At 40.9% G+C, this 18,419-nt stretch carries 20 protein-coding genes and 1 pseudogene; 1 reads left to right on the top strand and 20 read right to left on the bottom strand.

Annotated elements, in window-relative coordinates; genetic code table 11:
• Window positions 1–19: 19 nt before the first annotated feature.
• The 4 genes from MW695_RS16835 to MW695_RS16820 are packed head-to-tail and all read right to left on the bottom strand — an operon-like array spanning window position 20 to window position 2,721.
• Window positions 20–709 carry a hypothetical protein gene (locus MW695_RS16835; protein ID WP_247106614.1) on the bottom strand — a complete coding sequence of 230 codons (690 nt, stop codon included), beginning with the start codon at window positions 707–709 and terminating at the stop codon, window positions 20–22.
• The gene (locus tag MW695_RS16830; RefSeq protein ID WP_247106613.1) at window positions 709–1,455 is read right to left on the bottom strand and encodes a hypothetical protein; all 747 of its coding nucleotides are present in this window, start codon (window positions 1,453–1,455) and stop codon (window positions 709–711) included. Before MW695_RS16830 ends, MW695_RS16835 begins: the two co-directional genes overlap by 1 nt.
• Window positions 1,436–2,338 (bottom strand): ATP-binding cassette domain-containing protein, encoded by a 903-nt coding sequence (locus MW695_RS16825; protein ID WP_247106612.1) that lies wholly within the window; start codon window positions 2,336–2,338, stop codon window positions 1,436–1,438. Before MW695_RS16825 ends, MW695_RS16830 begins: the two co-directional genes overlap by 20 nt.
• A complete protein-coding gene (locus tag MW695_RS16820) occupies window positions 2,338–2,721 on the bottom strand; it encodes a GntR family transcriptional regulator (protein ID WP_247106611.1) in 384 nt (127 codons plus the stop codon). The genes MW695_RS16825 and MW695_RS16820 overlap by 1 nt, the downstream gene beginning before the upstream one ends.
• Before the next feature lie 294 nt (window positions 2,722–3,015).
• Here MW695_RS16820 and clpP point away from each other — a divergent pair, with 294 nt between their 5' ends.
• A complete protein-coding gene (clpP, locus tag MW695_RS16815) occupies window positions 3,016–3,597 on the top strand; it encodes an ATP-dependent Clp endopeptidase proteolytic subunit ClpP (protein ID WP_035345505.1) in 582 nt (193 codons plus the stop codon).
• A gap of 627 nt (window positions 3,598–4,224) precedes the next feature.
• Here clpP and MW695_RS16810 read toward each other — a convergent pair.
• The 16 genes and pseudogenes from MW695_RS16810 to hisG form a co-directional block, all read right to left on the bottom strand.
• Window positions 4,225–4,479, bottom strand: coding sequence for an HPr family phosphocarrier protein (locus MW695_RS16810; RefSeq protein ID WP_247106610.1), 255 nt, complete (start codon window positions 4,477–4,479; stop codon window positions 4,225–4,227).
• A gap of 27 nt (window positions 4,480–4,506) precedes the next feature.
• The gene (gene whiA, locus MW695_RS16805; protein ID WP_247106656.1) at window positions 4,507–5,463 is read right to left on the bottom strand and encodes a DNA-binding protein WhiA; all 957 of its coding nucleotides are present in this window, start codon (window positions 5,461–5,463) and stop codon (window positions 4,507–4,509) included.
• 28 nt (window positions 5,464–5,491) lie between these two features.
• On the bottom strand, window positions 5,492–6,439 hold the full coding sequence (locus MW695_RS16800) for a gluconeogenesis factor YvcK family protein (RefSeq protein WP_247106609.1): 948 nt from the start codon (window positions 6,437–6,439) through the stop codon (window positions 5,492–5,494).
• Window positions 6,440–7,333: an RNase adapter RapZ gene (gene rapZ / locus MW695_RS16795; RefSeq protein ID WP_247106607.1), complete on the bottom strand. Its 894-nt coding sequence runs from the start codon at window positions 7,331–7,333 to the stop codon at window positions 6,440–6,442.
• Window positions 7,334–7,404: 71 nt separating this feature from the next.
• Complete coding sequence (locus MW695_RS16790) at window positions 7,405–7,872, bottom strand: NUDIX hydrolase (protein ID WP_306421213.1); 468 nt, start codon at window positions 7,870–7,872, stop codon at window positions 7,405–7,407.
• Between the two features lie 597 nt (window positions 7,873–8,469).
• Window positions 8,470–9,426 (bottom strand): annotated as a pseudogene (trxB, locus tag MW695_RS16785) (thioredoxin-disulfide reductase); the annotation flags it as partial.
• A 322-nt stretch (window positions 9,427–9,748) separates the two neighbouring features.
• Window positions 9,749–10,816 carry a tetratricopeptide repeat protein gene (locus tag MW695_RS16780; protein WP_247106601.1) on the bottom strand — a complete coding sequence of 356 codons (1,068 nt, stop codon included), beginning with the start codon at window positions 10,814–10,816 and terminating at the stop codon, window positions 9,749–9,751.
• 115 nt (window positions 10,817–10,931) lie between these two features.
• Window positions 10,932–11,510, bottom strand: coding sequence for a bifunctional transcriptional activator/DNA repair enzyme AdaA (locus MW695_RS16775; RefSeq protein WP_483299868.1), 579 nt, complete (start codon window positions 11,508–11,510; stop codon window positions 10,932–10,934).
• A gap of 64 nt (window positions 11,511–11,574) precedes the next feature.
• Window positions 11,575–12,870: an APC family permease gene (locus MW695_RS16770; RefSeq protein ID WP_247106597.1), complete on the bottom strand. Its 1,296-nt coding sequence runs from the start codon at window positions 12,868–12,870 to the stop codon at window positions 11,575–11,577.
• Window positions 12,871–13,172: 302 nt separating this feature from the next.
• The gene (gene hisIE / locus MW695_RS16765) at window positions 13,173–13,799 is read right to left on the bottom strand and encodes a bifunctional phosphoribosyl-AMP cyclohydrolase/phosphoribosyl-ATP diphosphatase HisIE (protein ID WP_247106596.1); all 627 of its coding nucleotides are present in this window, start codon (window positions 13,797–13,799) and stop codon (window positions 13,173–13,175) included.
• Window positions 13,796–14,554, bottom strand: coding sequence for an imidazole glycerol phosphate synthase subunit HisF (gene hisF, locus MW695_RS16760; RefSeq protein WP_247106594.1), 759 nt, complete (start codon window positions 14,552–14,554; stop codon window positions 13,796–13,798). The genes hisIE and hisF overlap by 4 nt, the downstream gene beginning before the upstream one ends.
• Window positions 14,555–15,289 carry a 1-(5-phosphoribosyl)-5-[(5-phosphoribosylamino)methylideneamino]imidazole-4-carboxamide isomerase gene (gene hisA, locus MW695_RS16755; protein ID WP_247106592.1) on the bottom strand — a complete coding sequence of 245 codons (735 nt, stop codon included), beginning with the start codon at window positions 15,287–15,289 and terminating at the stop codon, window positions 14,555–14,557. It lies immediately after the preceding gene.
• On the bottom strand, window positions 15,276–15,926 hold the full coding sequence (gene hisH, locus MW695_RS16750; protein WP_247106591.1) for an imidazole glycerol phosphate synthase subunit HisH: 651 nt from the start codon (window positions 15,924–15,926) through the stop codon (window positions 15,276–15,278). The genes hisA and hisH overlap by 14 nt, the downstream gene beginning before the upstream one ends.
• Window positions 15,927–16,511, bottom strand: coding sequence for an imidazoleglycerol-phosphate dehydratase HisB (gene hisB, locus MW695_RS16745; RefSeq protein WP_247106589.1), 585 nt, complete (start codon window positions 16,509–16,511; stop codon window positions 15,927–15,929).
• A complete protein-coding gene (gene hisD / locus MW695_RS16740) occupies window positions 16,512–17,783 on the bottom strand; it encodes a histidinol dehydrogenase (RefSeq protein ID WP_247106587.1) in 1,272 nt (423 codons plus the stop codon).
• Complete coding sequence (gene hisG / locus MW695_RS16735) at window positions 17,780–18,418, bottom strand: ATP phosphoribosyltransferase (protein WP_247106585.1); 639 nt, start codon at window positions 18,416–18,418, stop codon at window positions 17,780–17,782. The genes hisD and hisG overlap by 4 nt, the downstream gene beginning before the upstream one ends.
• Window position 18,419: the final 1 nt, after the last annotated feature.

Below are 18,419 nucleotides of genomic sequence, written 5' to 3'. Positions count from 1 at the left end.
ACGAACATGAGTCAAGTTATCAATCTTCTATAGGATAAACATTCATCCCTTCTTCTATCTCCGTATCAACTGGAACGTACACAACAAGCGTATTTTCATAATAAGTATAGGTTCCAAATCCCCCACTGAAGAAACCTCCTTGATCATTAGAAAATTGGCGAATGACAAGCTCAGGCTCTTCCATAGCTATTGTAATCTCGACTGGGTCCGGATTTCGTACAAGTAATTCATCTCCGATTAAATCAAGAGAAGGGTGTAGCCGTTCATCTTCTATAGGATGTCCATTGACCATAAAATCGGACGCATAATAAGCAACATCGATCACTCCATCATCTTCTTCCTTTTCAATAAAGAAAACGTTATATTCCACGTAATCATGACTAGATGAACGAATAGTAAATGCCTCATCTTGACGATCGTACGGAAAACTCCACCGTTGATGAACAAAAGGTTCAAACTCTTCTAATCGATCCGTTTCTATCGCTTCAAAGATCGTCATCTCAGGATCATTATCGTCACCCCAAGATGTCTGAGACTCAGCATTTGAAGCAGGAATCAATGAATACGTCATGATTGAACCTAATACAATAACCACATAAACGGCAATTATCCACTTCATGACAGTCCCACCAACGTAATTCGGAACTTTCGCCAACCCAAATAACAAAACAAGGATGACGATCAATGGTAGAAAGCTTAGTATGACCATTATAATCGAACCTCCAATTGTTTAGAGATCACCATCGATGATAGGAACAACACAACGCAGGTGACGATGATCTTTACTGAGAATAGTAGAAAGGATGACTCCTGAAAAATAAAGCTCGTAATGACTTCAAGTACAGTTGGATTAGAATGATGCGTATTCGTACTAAACATCGAACCAATGAAAAGAACAGGAATGACAACGATGAACAGTCTCCTCCATTGCACGAGCAAACCAATAACGTAACCGACCATTGCAAATAGACATACATATAATACACTTGCGCTTAACCCGGTCATATATTCGATTACACTAATTGAAACCCGTTCATAAATGTGTACTTCATGTACAAAATAACCAATTGTTTTAATAAGAAAGCTAGATAACATCGCCGTAACCCCTGCAAATATACTAGCTGACAAAAGATAGAGGACATTTGCGAGATTGCTACTATTTCGTGTTGCAATGTACGAATGATCGTCATAACGATACGCCTTCGTAGTAAGGAGGATCGCTGTAATAACTGCCCACAAAAAAGTAAAGATTAACACCATATCACTTGAATACATATGCCCTGTAATCGTAATCCCATTCGATCCATGTGAGCCATAATTAGCTGTCGATGATGCTAGGAAAATGGCTATTATTTGCAGAAAGATTAGCGTCAAAATTGAACCCATATAAGAACGAACCTTAAAGGCATACTGCTTCTTGACAACATCTGAAAATTTAACGCTCGCGAAAGACATCATCAATCCCACCTTCCGTTGTTTTCGTCACATATACACACATATCATTGGCCGAGACGTTCACAACATCAAGTCCATCTCGCTTCAATTGTGTCCTTTCATCGTCTGTGAAATCATTTTCAACAGCAATGTAGACTTGATCTGTTCCAACCATTTTTCGATCGTATACTTTTTTATTATTCATCCATTTCTCAACAGCATCTTTTGATCCTGAAAGTCGAACGGCCATCTCACTTAATTGATCAACAGGAATATGCATGAGCTTCTTTCCTTCATGAATGAGTAGAACATCCTCTAACAATTCTTCGATTTCTTCAATATGATGACTCGATAATAAAATCGTACGTGGATAAGCCAAATATTCCTTCATCAATGCCCGATAGAAATCCGACCTAACTGCGGCATCCATCCCCGTTGTCGGCTCGTCGAATATCGTTAATGGGCAGCGTGCACATAATCCGATAATGGCATTAAACGTACTTCGCTTTCCTTTCGATAGCTTTTGATGACCTTGCTTTGGTTGAAATTGAAAATAATCAAATAATCGCTCTGCCAGCTCCTGATCCCAGTTCGGATAGAAATGAGCAGCGAACTGTAAAATCTCTTTCAAGTTCAACGATGATGGAAAGCTCATTTGATCATCCACAAATATCGAATTCGCTGAAACCGTCAGGCTATCAAAAGGATGTTCAGAAAAAACTTTAATTTCCCCAGCTTTAGGCTTCGTAAAGCCCGCAAGCAGCTTAAGTAAAGTCGTTTTGCCTGCTCCATTTCTCCCAATTATACCTGTTATTGAATTTTGTTGAATCGTAAATGACAACCCTCTTAACGCCTCCGTCTTCTGAAACGTTTGGCTCACATTCTCACAAAATATGACACTCATCATTTCCCCTCCATTTCCTTCTCGTGCGCCACTTTAATCATGTCAATGATTTCGTCCAATTCAACATAAACATGTCTAGCTTCGATCACTAAATCATCGACTAACTGCTGCAGTCGTAGTGCTTTCCTTCGGCTTAGAATAATCTCCTCTGCTTTCTCTGAAACAAACATTCCGAGTCCTCGCTTTTTATACAAAATTTCATCATCAGCCAATCGATTTAACCCTTTAGCGGCTGTTGCCGGATTAATCGTGAACATATCAGCTAATTGATACTGTGAATAAACTTTATCATGAGTCGTTAAATTCCGTCTCAAAATTTCGGTTTCAATCCATTCAGCTATTTGGATATACAACGGCTTACCATTATCATGGTCAAGGATCACTCAACCCACCTCTCTTCATGACTAATATAGTGCATTACTGTTGTAATGTAGTATATTATATTTATTGAAGAAAGACAACAACAAATCCAGATAGGCTTTTTCGTTTACATTCAGCGAAATTCGGTTATCATGAAAGCAGGGTTTAAATATATAAATAGGGAATAGTATAGTATGGAGGTATATCATTTGACCTTCTTTGACCTTTTAGGTATGATAAGTACATAAGAAAGAAGTAACGATTTCATTAATTGCTTCTAAAGAAAAGAATAAGTATAACTCAAGGAGGAATGAACAATGAATTTAATCCCTACAGTCATTGAACAAACAAACCGTGGCGAACGTGCTTATGACATTTACTCACGATTATTAAAAGACCGTATTATTATGTTAGGAAGTGCGATTGACGATAATGTTGCCAACTCTATTGTCGCACAGCTATTATTTTTACAAGCAGAAGATCCAGAGAAGGACATCTCGATTTACATTAACAGTCCAGGTGGATCGATTACAGCTGGTATGGCCATCTACGATACGATGCAATACATCAAGCCAAAGGTTTCAACGATTTGTATCGGTATGGCAGCATCAATGGGTGCTTTCTTACTAGCAGCAGGTGAGAAAGGCAAACGTTTCGCCCTTCCAAATAGTGAAGTGATGATTCATCAACCTCTTGGTGGAACACAAGGTCAAGCATCTGACATTCAAATCCACGCTAAGCGTATTCTTGAAATGCGTGAAAGCTTAAACAAAATTCTAGCTGAGCGTACTGGTCAACCATTAGAAGTGATCGAGCGCGATACAGACCGTGATAACTTCATGATCGCGGAAAAAGCAAAGGAATACGGCTTAATTGATAGCGTCATTCCAGCTAACTAAAAAAGTAGCACGTTATAGTAGCCACACCTGTCGACTGTCTCACATAAGCGAGATAGTCGACAGTTTTTTTGTGATTAAAGAATATGACCATTATAAATCGCTTCGAATCCGCATATCCTGTCAAGGTACATGAGTCGCTCAAAAACAAAGGGAATCCTCCTTCCGTTAATTGTGATAATCCGACTTACTGAGAAGAAAAAGGATTCCTCCTTCCGCTATTTGAGCTAAACAAGGTAAAAAAGGAGTAAAACCCGAAATAGAGGCATGAGGAGACCGCAACGACTGTAAAAAGGGAAAGTCAGAGTGAATAGAGGAACGAGGATTACATGTCGCACGAGGTCACCTGCCTCGTCGTCGTACTCTGTTCTATCATCGCACGGGTGGGAAGAGGGCACGCCACAGGGAATCCTCCTACCCATAATGGAAAAAATAGCGTAGCATAATGGAATCTCCCTCCCTCTATTGCAGCAAAAACACAAAAAATGAAGTCTATATATCGAAATAGAGAAAAAATCGAGGAATGAGGAACCTCATACAGTACGCCACCAATGCAGCACCTATTTATCGGAGAGGGCTCCACTTATAAATTCTAAATATGTAAAAAAGACGACCAAAGGCCGCCTCTATTCATTCCGTTTCAATAAAATTCACTAAAGCTTCTAACGCTTCTTCTTCATCTTGACCGTCGACACTTAACGTCAATTCCGTTCCGTGGCTAATAGCCAAGCTCATTAGACCCATAATGCTTTTCGCATTTATTTTCTTCGTTCCATTTAGAATAAACACTTCCGATGAAAAACGATTTGCCTCCTGTACGAATAGTGCTGCTGGTCTTGCTTGTAAACCTGTTTTACGTTTCACAATGACATCTTTTTCAACCATTTCGTATCCTCCCTCCTAATTTTCGTTCTATGTTGATACATCAAACGCTTCCCCATTACGTAGCTTATTAGCAATCTCATCAATTTTCCTTAATCGATGATTGACCCCTGACTTACTTACTTTACCACTTTCGACCATTTCGCCGAGCTCTTTTAATGTGACATCTTGATGACGAATTCTGAGCTCAGCAATCTCTCGAAGCTTAGGCGGTAATTCAGCTAAACCGATTTCACGATCGACAAAGCGAATGTTTTCTACTTGTCGCAGGGCTGCACCAACCGTCTTATTTAAGTTAGCAGTTTCGCAATTAACTAAGCGATTGACAGAGTTTCGCATATCTTTCATAATGCGTACATCTTCAAAATAAAGCAATGCTTGATGAGCACCGATGATATTTAAAAGCTCCGCAATTTTCTCACTATCCTTTATATACGTAATGAACCCCTTCTTACGTTCCAACATTTTTGCATTTAATTCATATTCGTTCATTAAATCGCATAACGAATGGTTGTGCTCCTCATACATTGAATAAATTTCCAAATGATAGGAAGACGTTTCAGGATGGTTAATAGAACCACCTGCCAGAAATGCACCACGTAAATAAGCTCGTTTACAGCAAGGTTTTTCCGTTAATGATTCGGAAATCGTGCGAATAAATTGAAAGCCATCTGCCAAAATCCCTAAGTCTTCTAATAATGGCTGAGCACCATGCTTCATTCTTACGAGGTAGACATTATTTTTCTTCAAGCGCATTTTCTTTCGCACTAGCAACTCGACAAACATGTTAGGAAAAACCCGCTTTATAAGCGTGTACATCCTCCTTGCGATCGCTGCGTTTTCCGTCGTCACATCTAAACTAATTTTCATTTGGTTAAAGGATAACGTACCATTCATACGCACAAGTGCAGCGAGCTCAGCTTTCGCACAACAATCATCCTGTTCTAATTGTGTTAATTCTTTCTTTGTTGTAGCTGCAAAGGACAATGCCATCCCTCCCTTCAGCTTGAATGACTTACATTGATCGTAATAGCGCTTTTGATACCTTAACTGCATCATGACGCAAAACACCATTTGCTTCGATGACAAATTCATCACGAATAACTTGAATACCCATCTTCTCTAGTCGTTGTTGGTCAACTTCAACAGGTACGGCTCCTTCTTTTGCATAGCGTTCCTGTAATGATGGTGAAATCGGAGCACCATTAACGAGAATCTCATCAACTAGCTCTACACCACCATGATCAATAATCGCCTGAACATGTTCGGCAGCAGAAAAACCATCAGTCTCACCACTTTGTGTCATCACATTACATATATAGACTTTCCTAGCTTGTGAGCGTTTAATCGCTTCCTGAATACCAGGAACGATCAAATTTGGTAACACACTTGTATAGAGGCTACCAGGACCTAATAAAATCACATCAGCTTGTAAAATAGCTTGCACACTTTCCTCTAACGGTTCGACCTTACTAGGAGTAAGAAAGACTCGCTTAATTCGTTTCTTCTCTAATGGGATTCGTGATTCTCCAGTCACAATCGTGCCATCTGTCATTTCAGCATGCAACACGATACTACGATTGGCAGCCGGATACACATTGCCATGAACATTTAATACTTTGCTTAATTCTGAAATTCCGCGAGCAAAATCCCCAGTAACTGACGTCATCCCTGCCAATAACAAATTTCCTAATGAGTGCCCTGATAGGCCATTCCCATTTGCAAAACGATGCTGAAACAATTCTTCTACTAACGGCTCAACTTCAGCAAGAGCGATTAATACGTTGCGCACATCACCTGGTGGTGGAATATCTAATTCTTTGCGTAGTCGTCCTGAACTACCACCATCATCGGCAACAGTCACAATTGCTGAAATATCAATTGGAAATGTTTTTAGACCTCTTAATAATACTGATAACCCAGTGCCTCCCCCAATAACGACAATCTGATCTCTTTTTTTCACTTATTTCGTTTCCTTCCCTTTATCGATATCACGATGTCGAACGTGAACCTTGTACTCATCAGCAAATTCCTTCCCAAAATATTCTGCCAATGTAACAGAACGGTGCTTTCCACCTGTACAGCCGATGCCAACGACTACCTGGCTCTTCCCTTCACGTTTATATTGAGGTAGCATAAATTGCAACAAATCGGTTAGCTTCTCAATGAATTGCTGCGTGTCCGTCCATTTTAAAACATAGGAAGAGACCTCTTCTTCTAATCCTGTTTTTGGACGCATGTGGTCAATATAGTGGGGGTTTGGGAGAAAACGCACATCAAAAACGAGGTCCGCATCAATCGGCATTCCATATTTAAAGCCAAATGACATCATATTAATGGAAAAGGGGTGTCGCTCATTTAACGTAAACTGTTGTGTAATCCGTTCACGTAATTGGATCGGCTTTAAATCAGTCGTATCAATAATTTGTTGTGCTCTTCCTTTCATTTCCTCTAGCATCTCACGTTCGAGCTTAATGCCTTCAAGCGGTAGGCCATCAGGAGCTAACGGATGTGAACGTCTCGTTTCCTTATAGCGTTGAACGAGCTTAGCATCCTTTGCATCCAAAAACAAAATTTGTAATTTAAAATGTAAATGTGGCGCTAAGCTAATCGCATCAATGGCATCAAATAGATGATCAAAAAACTTCCGTCCACGCAAATCCATCACAAGCGCAACCTTCGACATCTTCCCATTCGACCCTTCGATTAATTCAATAAACTTTGGAATTAAGGCAGGTGGCAAATTATCCACACAAAAATAGCCTAAGTCCTCAAAGCTTTGGACAGCGACCGTTTTCCCTGCCCCAGACATACCTGTAATAATAACGATTTCGATTTCTTCACGGCTGCTGTTCATCAAGCTCCCCCTCTTTTGACACTACTAAAAAAGACAAACTAACTTTTTCAGTGCCATCTTCGTTCAGCACATTATGTAAAATCCGGAGTTAATCGTTGCGAGATTAATTCAAACTCTTCTGTGTAATAAAAGGTACCATACAATACCCCTTTACGTTGTAAAACATGCTCAAACATATACAAATCTCCTTCAGCCATCGTCAGCTGTTGCACTTCTTGCTCTTGCTTCCACGAAAGCTTCCCCTCTGGTGACTCTTTCAGTAACTGTCCTTCATAATCAGTTGCATGAAAGGTGAACATCATCCACTCATTCACAACCTTCTGATCCTTCATCATGACCATCGTAAACACAGCTCGAAGGTTAGGATCCTTTATATGTAAGCCAGTTTCTTCACGAAATTCTCGTTTGGCAGATTCAATAATCGACTCACCTGGTTCCATTTTCCCACCAGGAGCAACCCACCAATGCCGACTAGGCTTTTGTAAAAGTAACACTTTCCCATCTGATTGTAAGACTGTATTCGTAACACGCTGCAACATTTCCACCTCACTATGATTATATTATACCCTCAAGTGAACGTTCCTACAATCAAGAAAGGTCGTCAAAACATGTTTAAGAAAGACCGAAAAGCCAGTATTTCAAATCGTTTTTTCTTTCAGACAGTATGTAACGAGCAAAGTCAATGCTCTCCCTTGAATCCACTCTCACCTCAAGCGACTGGAGTTCTTTTCATTCCAAGTCAGGACTTTAGTCTCTAAGATGCCCTATTAGAGCCTGTTTAAAGAGCACCAACAAAGCATAGCAATAGCTCCGTTCGCTACGCGCCTTGTGGCGAAAAAACCACTCACCACGAGACTTAAAAAGATGTAGCACTACACTCATTGCTTCGAGGTCATTCAAGAACAACCTTTATAAGAAGTCCTATTATTATTTCAAATTTTAAAAGTTTTGTCGCAACGAAATCCGTTTTTACACAATATTCCAACCTTTTTATAAAAAAAAGGGCACGAACCGTAGTCCGTGCGATAAAGTATATAAAAAAGGGGGTCAATTACTTATCTCTATAGTACCCTTTTTATATTTCATGACTGTTACAGAGCGATTAAGAACGAGTGACGTTTGATTGCGAATTGATGTCAGACCTTCGCTTTATCCTGCAAACTTTCAATGTAGTGCTGGACATTTTGTGCAGCAACACTACCATCACCTGTTGCAGTCACAATTTGACGCAAGGATTTCTCACGTATATCACCAGCCGCAAAGATACCAGGAACTTTTGTTTCCATTTCCTCATTCGTTTCAACGTAGCCCTCTTCATTCGTAATGCCTAATTGTTTCACACTGTCATTGAGAGGTAACATTCCAATGTAAATGAAGACACCGTCTGTTTTGAATTCACGTTGTTCTCCTGTATTCACATCTTCTATTGAAATACGATCGACCTTGCCACTATCACCACCATGAATTTCATTGACAACGTGATTCCAAATAAATTCAACCTTGTCATGATCAAAAGCACGTTGCTGTAAAATTTTCTGAGCACGTAATTCATCGCGACGGTGGATAACCGTTACTTTTGAAGCGAAACGCGTTAAATACACAGCTTCTTCCACCGCTGAATCTCCTCCACCAACAACGACAAGTTCTTTGCCTTTAAAAAAAGCACCGTCACAAACCGCACAATAGGAAACACCACGTCCACTAAATTCCTTCTCCCCTGGAATACCCATCTTCTTGTATTCAGCACCCGTTGCTACGATTACTGCACGAGCCTTATACTCTTTTGAGCCTGCTTTAACGAGCTTAAAATCACCTTCGTCGATAATTTCCTTCACGTCACCATAGCCATATTCAGCACCGAACTTCTTCGCATGCTCAAACATTTTTGTTGATAAATCAGGTCCAAGAATATGGTCAAAACCTGGGTAATTCTCGACATCCTCCGTATTTGCCATCTGTCCACCAGGCATTCCACGCTCAAGCATAATCGTTGATAAGTTAGCACGCGATGTATAGACAGCAGCTGTCATTCCAGCAGGTCCTGCACCCGCAATGACAACATCATACACATTTTCTTCAGACATGTTTTCTACACTCCTTTGATCTCTTTATTTATATCTTTATCGTAATCAAAACGACCGATTCTGTCTATTTAATTGCTTAAGAAAAATGCGATAGCTCTTTTCTTAAAGCGTTGCGCGAAGCCGAGGTCACCCGTGAACCCTTGATTGAATCTCATTCCGCTATTTCCTTCATACAGCCTTTTTTAATTGCCCTTCCGGATCCTCGTTCCGCTATTTGATCATACGTGCTTCGCTTTGCTCTTCTTTCTGTCTATTAGCGGAATGACGTTCCACTTCGTACGTTTAAACGCCCCATTTCACACATTAACGGAATGAGTTTCCGTTTGCCCATTCAAAAAGACCCTTGCCATATTTGCGCCTCGCTTATGTTTAACTCTCCACGTACAATTCTCTTCGCTTGCTCATCACCGAGCTTTGCTGCTCGTTGCACGAAACGCATAGCATCAGGGTCATATAAAAAATGAGCCGCAATCCCTAAACAACACAATGCGGACGTCTTCGTTTCTAGTATCGCTTTTTTCATCGATTTTAATCGTTGATAAGCTTGCTCGTAGTCTCCGCATTGACAGAGCACCTCTGCGACCTTCATCTTCTGTTCCACGTCGATAGGATAAAGCTGACGTAAAGCATGAATATAGGGCTCAGCCTTCTTAGTCTGTCCATCCTGCCAATACAACATGGCTAGTTGACACAGTGCCAACACATTTCCTTGTTCTTTATCTAAAACAGCTTGGCAGAGCTCATAAGCCGATTGCTTATCACCAATACGAAAGTACGCTTCAGCAGCTTGAATATATGCTGCCCAATAGGTTGGATGCTCATCAATAATCTCTTCTAAAAGAGGGATCGATTCATTCCATTGACCGGAGCGTAGAAGTCGCAAAGCTTGATCATGTTGCATGAGAAGCTCATACTCTTCTTCAACGACCATCTCATCCTCCCAATCTGTATCCTCAGCCTCGAACCGAAGAAGCTCCAACAAATTTCTCGCATCCTCAGCAAAACGTTGATCTTCACTCAACTCTAAATAGTTCTTTGTTGCTTGCTCAGCTTCATGAAAAAAGCCTAAATAAGCATAATTATTCGCCATAAAAAAGTAACATTCCGCCACATTGCCGTCTTGTTCCTTTAATACGCGCTTTAGAATACCATTCGAACGCTCATAATCTCCAACTTCAGAAAGGATGGCAGCTAACTGAACATGAAAAACAGGCTCTTGTGCTGTTAATTTAATCGCTCGTTCCAACAATTTAATCGCTCGTTGGTGATTCTTCTTTCTAAACGCTTCGACTCCACGATGAAAGAAATAGTCACCTGTTTGATAAAAAGGGACAATATTTTGATTTCCTTGATCATGTTCGGTTACTCTCATGCAGCCTTTTCCCTCCACTTGTTTCATACTTCCTATTCTATCTCCTCAGTATACACAATTTTTGTCGACTCGCACAGTCCCTTAGAAAGAATCAAGCGTGCAGAAAAAGGTAAAAAAAGAGGCCACTGAAAAAGTTTGGTTTTTAACTTTTTTTGTGACCTTTAAGCAATGGCTCTCTATTTCTTTTCCCATTTTGAATTCTAAATTGGGAGGGTGAGCATCCGTATATTTTTTTAAAATGTCTGTAAAAACTTGAAAAATTCTTGTATCCTACTTGAAAACAAATTTCTGTGCTAGTATGAACTGTATTCAATAATAGTCGCTGAGCTTTATGAATTCTAATGATTTCTAAGTATTTATGTGGGGTAATGCCTAATTTTTTTTTGAAGATGCGGCTTAAATAATACGGGCTTACACCAATTTTGAAGGCAAGGGAGTTTAAAGTTATTTTTTCTTGATAGTGCTGTTTCAAATAAATAATAGAATCATCTACTATTTCCTGCTGTGGATCAAATGTTTTAATAGATCGTTCAGGTTGACATCTTTTACATGGTCTAAATCCTTGTTCTATAGCATCCGTAGCATTTTCAAAGAAACATATATTATCATAATTTGGAGTTTTAGATTTACAAGATGGTCGACAAAAAATACCCGTTGTCTTTACCGCATAAAAAAACTTACCATCATATCTTTTATCACATTTAACTACTGCGCTCCACATTAACTTAGACTTCATGAAATAATCTCGCTCCAATCAATAAAGAATCTTTATAAAAACAATCTAATTATGGTGCATTTTGAATTGAATTTTGACTAGATTTCCTTTCATTGGAAGACATAAACCATTTTTGAAATATCATGAAGACAATGTATAAACCAACGATAATTACCGGGACAAAAATGTACAATTGAAAAAACGGTAACACAAGGATACATAGGATTAGTGATACTAAAGAGGACCACCAGGGTAAGGATTTATTTTTAAAAAGTTTAACACCAGCAGCCATAGAAAAAATATACACAAACACACCTAACGAGGTCGGGATAAATAAAATATCATTAAATGTCATTGTAAAGAATTCTGTAATAATAACTCCGGTACCTGCGAAGCCAATTACAATAACAACCATACGTCTCGGAATTCGCTTAATTGGATGTATATGTGAAAATTGTTTTGGAAAAGCACCGTCTCTACTCAAAGAGTAACCGAGTTGCGTTAGACTTGCTACAAACGCATTCGAAGTTCCGACACATATAAAGAATGCCAATAGAGCGGTCACAATTTGGGCACCTATTCCTAGTGTTTCTCCCATTATAGCACCGATTGGTGAAAGGTCACTCTCTTTACTACCATATGTCCCGGTTCCGATTGTTACAAAACTTAATGATAAAAATAATACACCTATGATTATTACGCTTATAATCGTACTATTAACAATGTTTTTATCGGGGTTTTTAAAGTGGTTCGAAAGATTACAAATAGCCTCCCATCCAAAAAACGCCCAAAATATCGCTGTTATTGCTATTCCAATTGAATACCATCCACTAGTTACAAATGGGGTGAAATTCTCTAAATCAATACTCGGTATTGAAACTATAACAGTAAGTGTAAGTAATAATAATAAACAACCACTCAAGACTAATGCGACTCTACCGCTCATCTTAACTCCATTATAATTAGCTATACCTGCAATAACTAGAATTGTGAATGCAAGTAAACTTCTTGTAAAGTCAGAAAACCCAAAAGCCTGGCTAACGTAAAATGCCCCAGTTAAAGACACAATTGTTTGTCCTACTACAGCAGTGAAAAAGTAAAACCAACCTACAATATTTCCAAAATGAAATCCAAATGACCTTCGTACAAAAGTAGCTGCACCCCCGGCATCCGGATATTTACTAGCTAGACATGCAAATGTGTAGGCAAGTGGAAGATTAGCAAGAATGACAATTATCCAAGACAATATGGATGCAGGGCCTGCAATAGAAGCAGTAACCGATGATATAAACAGAACACCCGATCCCAGTATTGCAGCAATATACAATGCAATCCCTTCATATAAACCAATCGAACGTTTTTCCACTATACATCCCTTCCTTCAGTAATATTTTATCACTCGGAGGGAGTTGATTACCTCTCATTTCTTGCGTTCTAATTCTAATTATCTTGGCAGAAATGAAACTCAAGTGGACGGGATGGGCCGACTCCGGCAGGAAGATAAGGCAAGCTGAAATCCACGGGCTAGTTTAGCCAAGTAGTTCAGCGTCCGCCTACAGGTTCGAGCTCCAGGAACGGTCGGCTTTACTCTTTCTTTTCGTAAGAATCCTGTTTATATTTCGGGCTTACTAAATAAAACAGCATCCTCTTTCGAGAATGCTGTTGCCCCTACTTTTTATGCCGTTCCTCTAACACTCGTAGCACTTCATCAAACGGAAGCTTTTGTTCTCGTAATAAAACGAGTGTGTGATAGAATAAATCGGCAACCTCCCATTTTAATTCTTCATGGTCGCGGTTTTTCGCAGCGATGATCACCTCACCGGCTTCCTCACCGACCTTTTTCAAAATCTTATCGACGCCTTTTTCAAATAAATAAGTCGTATATGCACCTTCAGGACGTTCAGCCTCACGCTCAGCAATGACTCGTTCAAGCTCATCTAATATCGCATATCTGGACGGGTTCACTTTCACTTCTTCCTTTAATAACGAGTCGGCAAAACACGTATAAACTCCTTTATGACAAGCTGGCCCTGCTGGATTGACCAATACAACTAACGCATCAGCATCACAATCGTAGCGCATATCAACGATTGCTTGTATATTTCCTGATGTCGCTCCTTTGTGCCATAGCTCCTGTCTTGAACGGGAATAGAACCACGTTTCTTTCGTTTCAATCGACTTCTTCAACGATTCTTCGTTCATATAAGCAAGCGTTAGTACTTCTTTACTAGCCGCATCCTGCACAATAGCTGGAACGAGCCCTTTTTCATCAAATTGGATTGCTTCTATACTCATCGTACTGTCACACCCTCTTTTCTTAAATACCCTTTCACTTCCGCTACAGACGTTTCCTTGTAGTGAAAGATTGAAGCGGCTAGTGCTGCATCTGCCTTTGCATCCTCAAATACATCCTTAAAATCTTCCTGTCCTCCTGCACCACCAGAGGCAATAACTGGAACAGACACAGCTTCACTCACCTTTTTCGTTAACGCTAAATCAAAGCCTGTTTTCGCTCCGTCTTGGTCCATGCTCGTTAGCAAAATCTCTCCAGCACCTAATCGTACGGCTTCCTTCGCCCACGTCGTTACTTCCCATACAGTTGGCTTGCGTCCGCCGTGAGTGTAAATACGCCATGAGCCTAGCTCTTCATCATACTTCGCATCAATCGCCACAACGATACATTGTGAGCCGAAGAAATCAGCTCCTTCTTTAATAAGCTCTGGACGGAGGACCGCTGCTGTATTCAACGAAACCTTATCAGCGCCCGCACGGAGAACACGCTTCATATCTTCAAGCTTATTAATGCCACCACCAACTGTAAATGGAATCGCCAATGTCCCAGCCACTTGCTCGACGACTTCAATCATCGTTTCACGGCCTTCATGAGACGCTGAAATGTCTAAAAAAACGAGTTCATCTGCCCCTTGTTCATCATAAAAAGCAGCCAGTTCCACTGGATCACCAGCATCTCTTAAGTCAACAAACTGAACCCCTTTCACGACCCGACCTTCCTTGACATCTAAGCACGGGATAATACGCTTTGTAAGCATTTAGCTGCCTCCTTTTAAAGCTTCTTGCAACGTAAATTGGTTCGTGTACAAAGCCTTACCGACAATCGCTCCACCCACACCTCTACCTGCACGTTCTCTCAGTTCGTCCAAATCTGCAAGCGAGCTAACGCCACCTGAGGCAATCACTTCTTTACCCGTTGCTTCAGCAAGCGCTGTAATCGCTTCTGTATTCGGTCCTGATAACATCCCATCACGAGAAATATCAGTAAAAATAAACACTTCCGCACCATGACGAACGAGCTCTTGAGCGAGTGTTTCCGCTTTAACGGACGATGTTTCCAGCCAGCCTTCTGTTGCAACATATCCATCTCGCGCATCGAGACCAATGACAATCCGTTCCCCACCATACTTTTTCAGCATTTCTTTCGTGAACTGTGGATTATTTACCGCAACACTTCCTAAAATAATTCGGTCTACTCCACGTTCTAGGTAAAAAGCGACATCGTCCGCTGTGCGAATTCCCCCACCAATTTGTACCTTTACATTAAGCTCTTTCGCAACTCTGATCACATACTCATGATTGATTCGTTTCTTTGCTTTTGCTCCATCAAGGTCAACCATATGAATCCAACTAGCTCCATCATTGGCAAACTGTTCAGCCATATGGAACGGTGAATCACCATAGATCGTTTCCTGATCGTAATCTCCTTGAACTAAGCGAACGCATTTGCCATCTCTCATATCAATCGCTGGATAAATATTAAACGTGCTCACGCGCTTCTCCCCCTTGCTTCACTAGCTTGCCGAAATTGCGTAAAATCGTCATCCCTACATCACTACTTTTTTCAGGGTGAAATTGAGTGCCAAGCACGTTTTTTCTCCCAACAACAGCTGGAACGACGCCATCATATTCACTAGAAGCAATGAGAACATCCTCCTCGTCATGCTTCACAACATACGAATGAACAAAATAAACGTGCCCCTCATCAACGCCTTCTAACAAAGGATGATCGACCTGTTGAAAATGAAGTTGGTTCCAGCCCATGTGAGGTACCTTATACGTCTCACCGTTTTTATCGACACCATTAAAACGTTCGACACGACCAGGGAGTAATTGAAGGCCCTCTGTTCGGCCATACTCACTACTTTCATCAAATAACAGCTGCATTCCAAGACAAATGCCCAGCAACGGCTTCCCCTCTTCTGCCCATTGCTGAATAAATCCTGTCATTCCCATATGATTTAATGTTTTCATCGCATCAGGAAAAGCTCCCACTCCTGGAAGTAGTAAGCCATCTACCCCTTGAAGATCATCGATTTTATCGCTCATGATATAGCCTAAATCAAGTCGTTCTAACGCCTTGCTGACACTATGCAAGTTCCCCATTCCATAATCAATAATACCGATCATTTACAACATTCCTTTCGTGGATGGAACCCCTTTTACTCGTTCATCAATACTCGTCGCTTCATCAAGTGCTCTAGCTAATGCCTTGAAAACCGCTTCAATGATATGATGTGTATTTTGACCGTAGTGAACGATAATATGCAAATTCATTCGTGCTTCAAGCGCAAGCTTCCACATGAATTCATGGACAAGCTCGGTATCGAATGTCCCCACCTTTTGACTCGGGAATTCAGCACGAAATTCTAAGTGAGGGCGATTGCTTAAATCAACGACAACCTGTGCTAACGTTTCATCCATCGGCACGAAGGCATTTCCGTAGCGACGAATCCCTTTTTTATCGCCGAGTGCCTCCTTAATCGCAAGGCCTAGGCAAATGCCGATATCCTCCGTCGTATGATGATCATCGACCTCTGTATCGCCGTTTGCGTCAACTTCTAAATTGAAATGACCGTGCTTTGCGAATAAATCAAGCATATGATCTAAAAACGGTACACCGGATTCCTGCTTTGATACTCCTTCTCCATCAATCGTATAAGCAAGCTTAATTTGTGTTTCACCTGTATGACGTTCAATCGTCGCTTCTCTCACTTACTTTCCCTCCAAACGAATATCAATTGCTCTTGCATGAGCTTCTAACCCTTCTAATCGAGCTAGCTTAGAAATAGTTCCAGCATTCTGTTGTAGTGCTTGTTGACTATATGAAATAATACTTGATTTCTTCGTAAAGTCATCGACATTTAAAGGACTTGAAAAACGAGCTGTACCATTGGTCGGTAAGATGTGGTTCGGTCCAGCAAAATAGTCACCAACAGGCTCCGAGCTATAAGGACCAACAAAAATTGCCCCCGCATGGCGAATACGTCCTACTAATGCCATCGGCTCCTTCGTTAACAATTCCAAATGCTCTGGTGCTAATTCATTTACTACTTCAATCGCTTCGTCTAAATTAGCCGTTACATAAATCGCACCATAATCATGAATCGAACTCTCTGCTATTTCCTTTTTCGGTAATGTTTCAAGCTGGTTCATAACTTCGTTGCTAACTTGTTCTGCCAACGACTGCGAAGGGGTCACAAGTACCGCTGAGGCACGCTCATCATGCTCAGCCTGTGAAAGCAAATCTGCTGCAATATATCGCAGGTTCGCTTGTTCATCAGCTAACACAACAATTTCACTCGGACCAGCGATCATGTCAATATCGACTTCACCGAACACAGCACGCTTCGCTAAGGCGACGTAAATGTTTCCTGGTCCGGTTATTTTATCAACTCGTTGAATCGTTTCGGTTCCAAATGCTAGCGCAGCAATTGCTTGTGCACCCCCAACCTTATAAATTTCCTCAACACCAAGCTCATAAGCAGTTGCCAGTACACTTGCTGGTAATGTCCCATCTGCTTGCGGGGGAGAAACCATTACGATGCGTTTGACACCAGCGACCTGTGCTGGTACGACGTTCATCATAATCGAAGATGGATAAGCCGCTTTTCCACCTGGTACATAGACACCGACTGAATCGAGAGGCGTGATTTTCTGACCAAGAATCGTCCCATCCTCCTTAGTCGTCATCCAAGACTGGCGCTTTTGACGTTCGTGAAAATCTCGCACGTTCATAATCGCTTCACGAAGTGCTCCCAGTACGTCGTCATCCATTTGCTCATGTGCTGTGAGCATTTCTTCTTGTTCAACACGAAGCTTCGACAATACGGCACGATCAAATTGTTCAGTTAGAGTGAACAATGCTTGATCTCCTTCTTCTTTCACTTGATGAATAATGCGTTCGACTGCTTCAAGCTGCTGAGCTGTTCCTGTATCAATATCACGCTTTAAGCTCACTTCACCTTCGACTCGGATGATTTTCATGCACGTTCCTCCTCAATCACCTTTGATAATCGCTCAACCATTTGATCAATACGTTCATCCTTCATGCGGTAACTTACAGGGTTAACAATTAAGCGTGACGTAATCGTAACCATCGTTTCAAGCTCAATTAATCCGTTTTCCTTTAACGTTTGTCCTGTTGAAACGATATCAACAATCCGGTCTGCTAAGCCGATGAGCGGAGCTAGTTCAATCGAGCCATTTAGTTTAATAATCTCGACCTGCTCCCCCTGCTCTTTAAAGTATTGCGTCGCTAAATTTGGATATTTCGAGGCAACCTTAGGATTAATATCAGATTTTTCATAACCAGGAAGTCCGGCCACAGCCATATAGCAAGCGCTAATTTGCAAATCAAGTACTTCATAGACAACTCGCTCCTCCTCAATCATGACATCCTTTCCTGCAACTCCGATATCAGCTACTCCATGCTCGACATAGGTCGGTACATCCATCGGCTTTGCTAATATGAAGCGCATCTTTTCCTCAGGAACATCAATGATCAGTTTACGTGAATCATCAAATTCAGATGGAAGCTGATAGCCTGCTCTCCGTAATAGCTCTACAGCTTCTTCAAAAATCCGTCCCTTTGGCATTGCTACTGTTAACCAGTCGGTCATC

The sequence above is a fragment of the Halalkalibacter sp. APA_J-10(15) genome (assembly GCF_023017105.1).
GTDB lineage: Bacteria > Bacillota > Bacilli > Bacillales > Bacillaceae_D > Halalkalibacter.
This window is presented reverse-complemented; position numbering and strand designations above follow the sequence as displayed.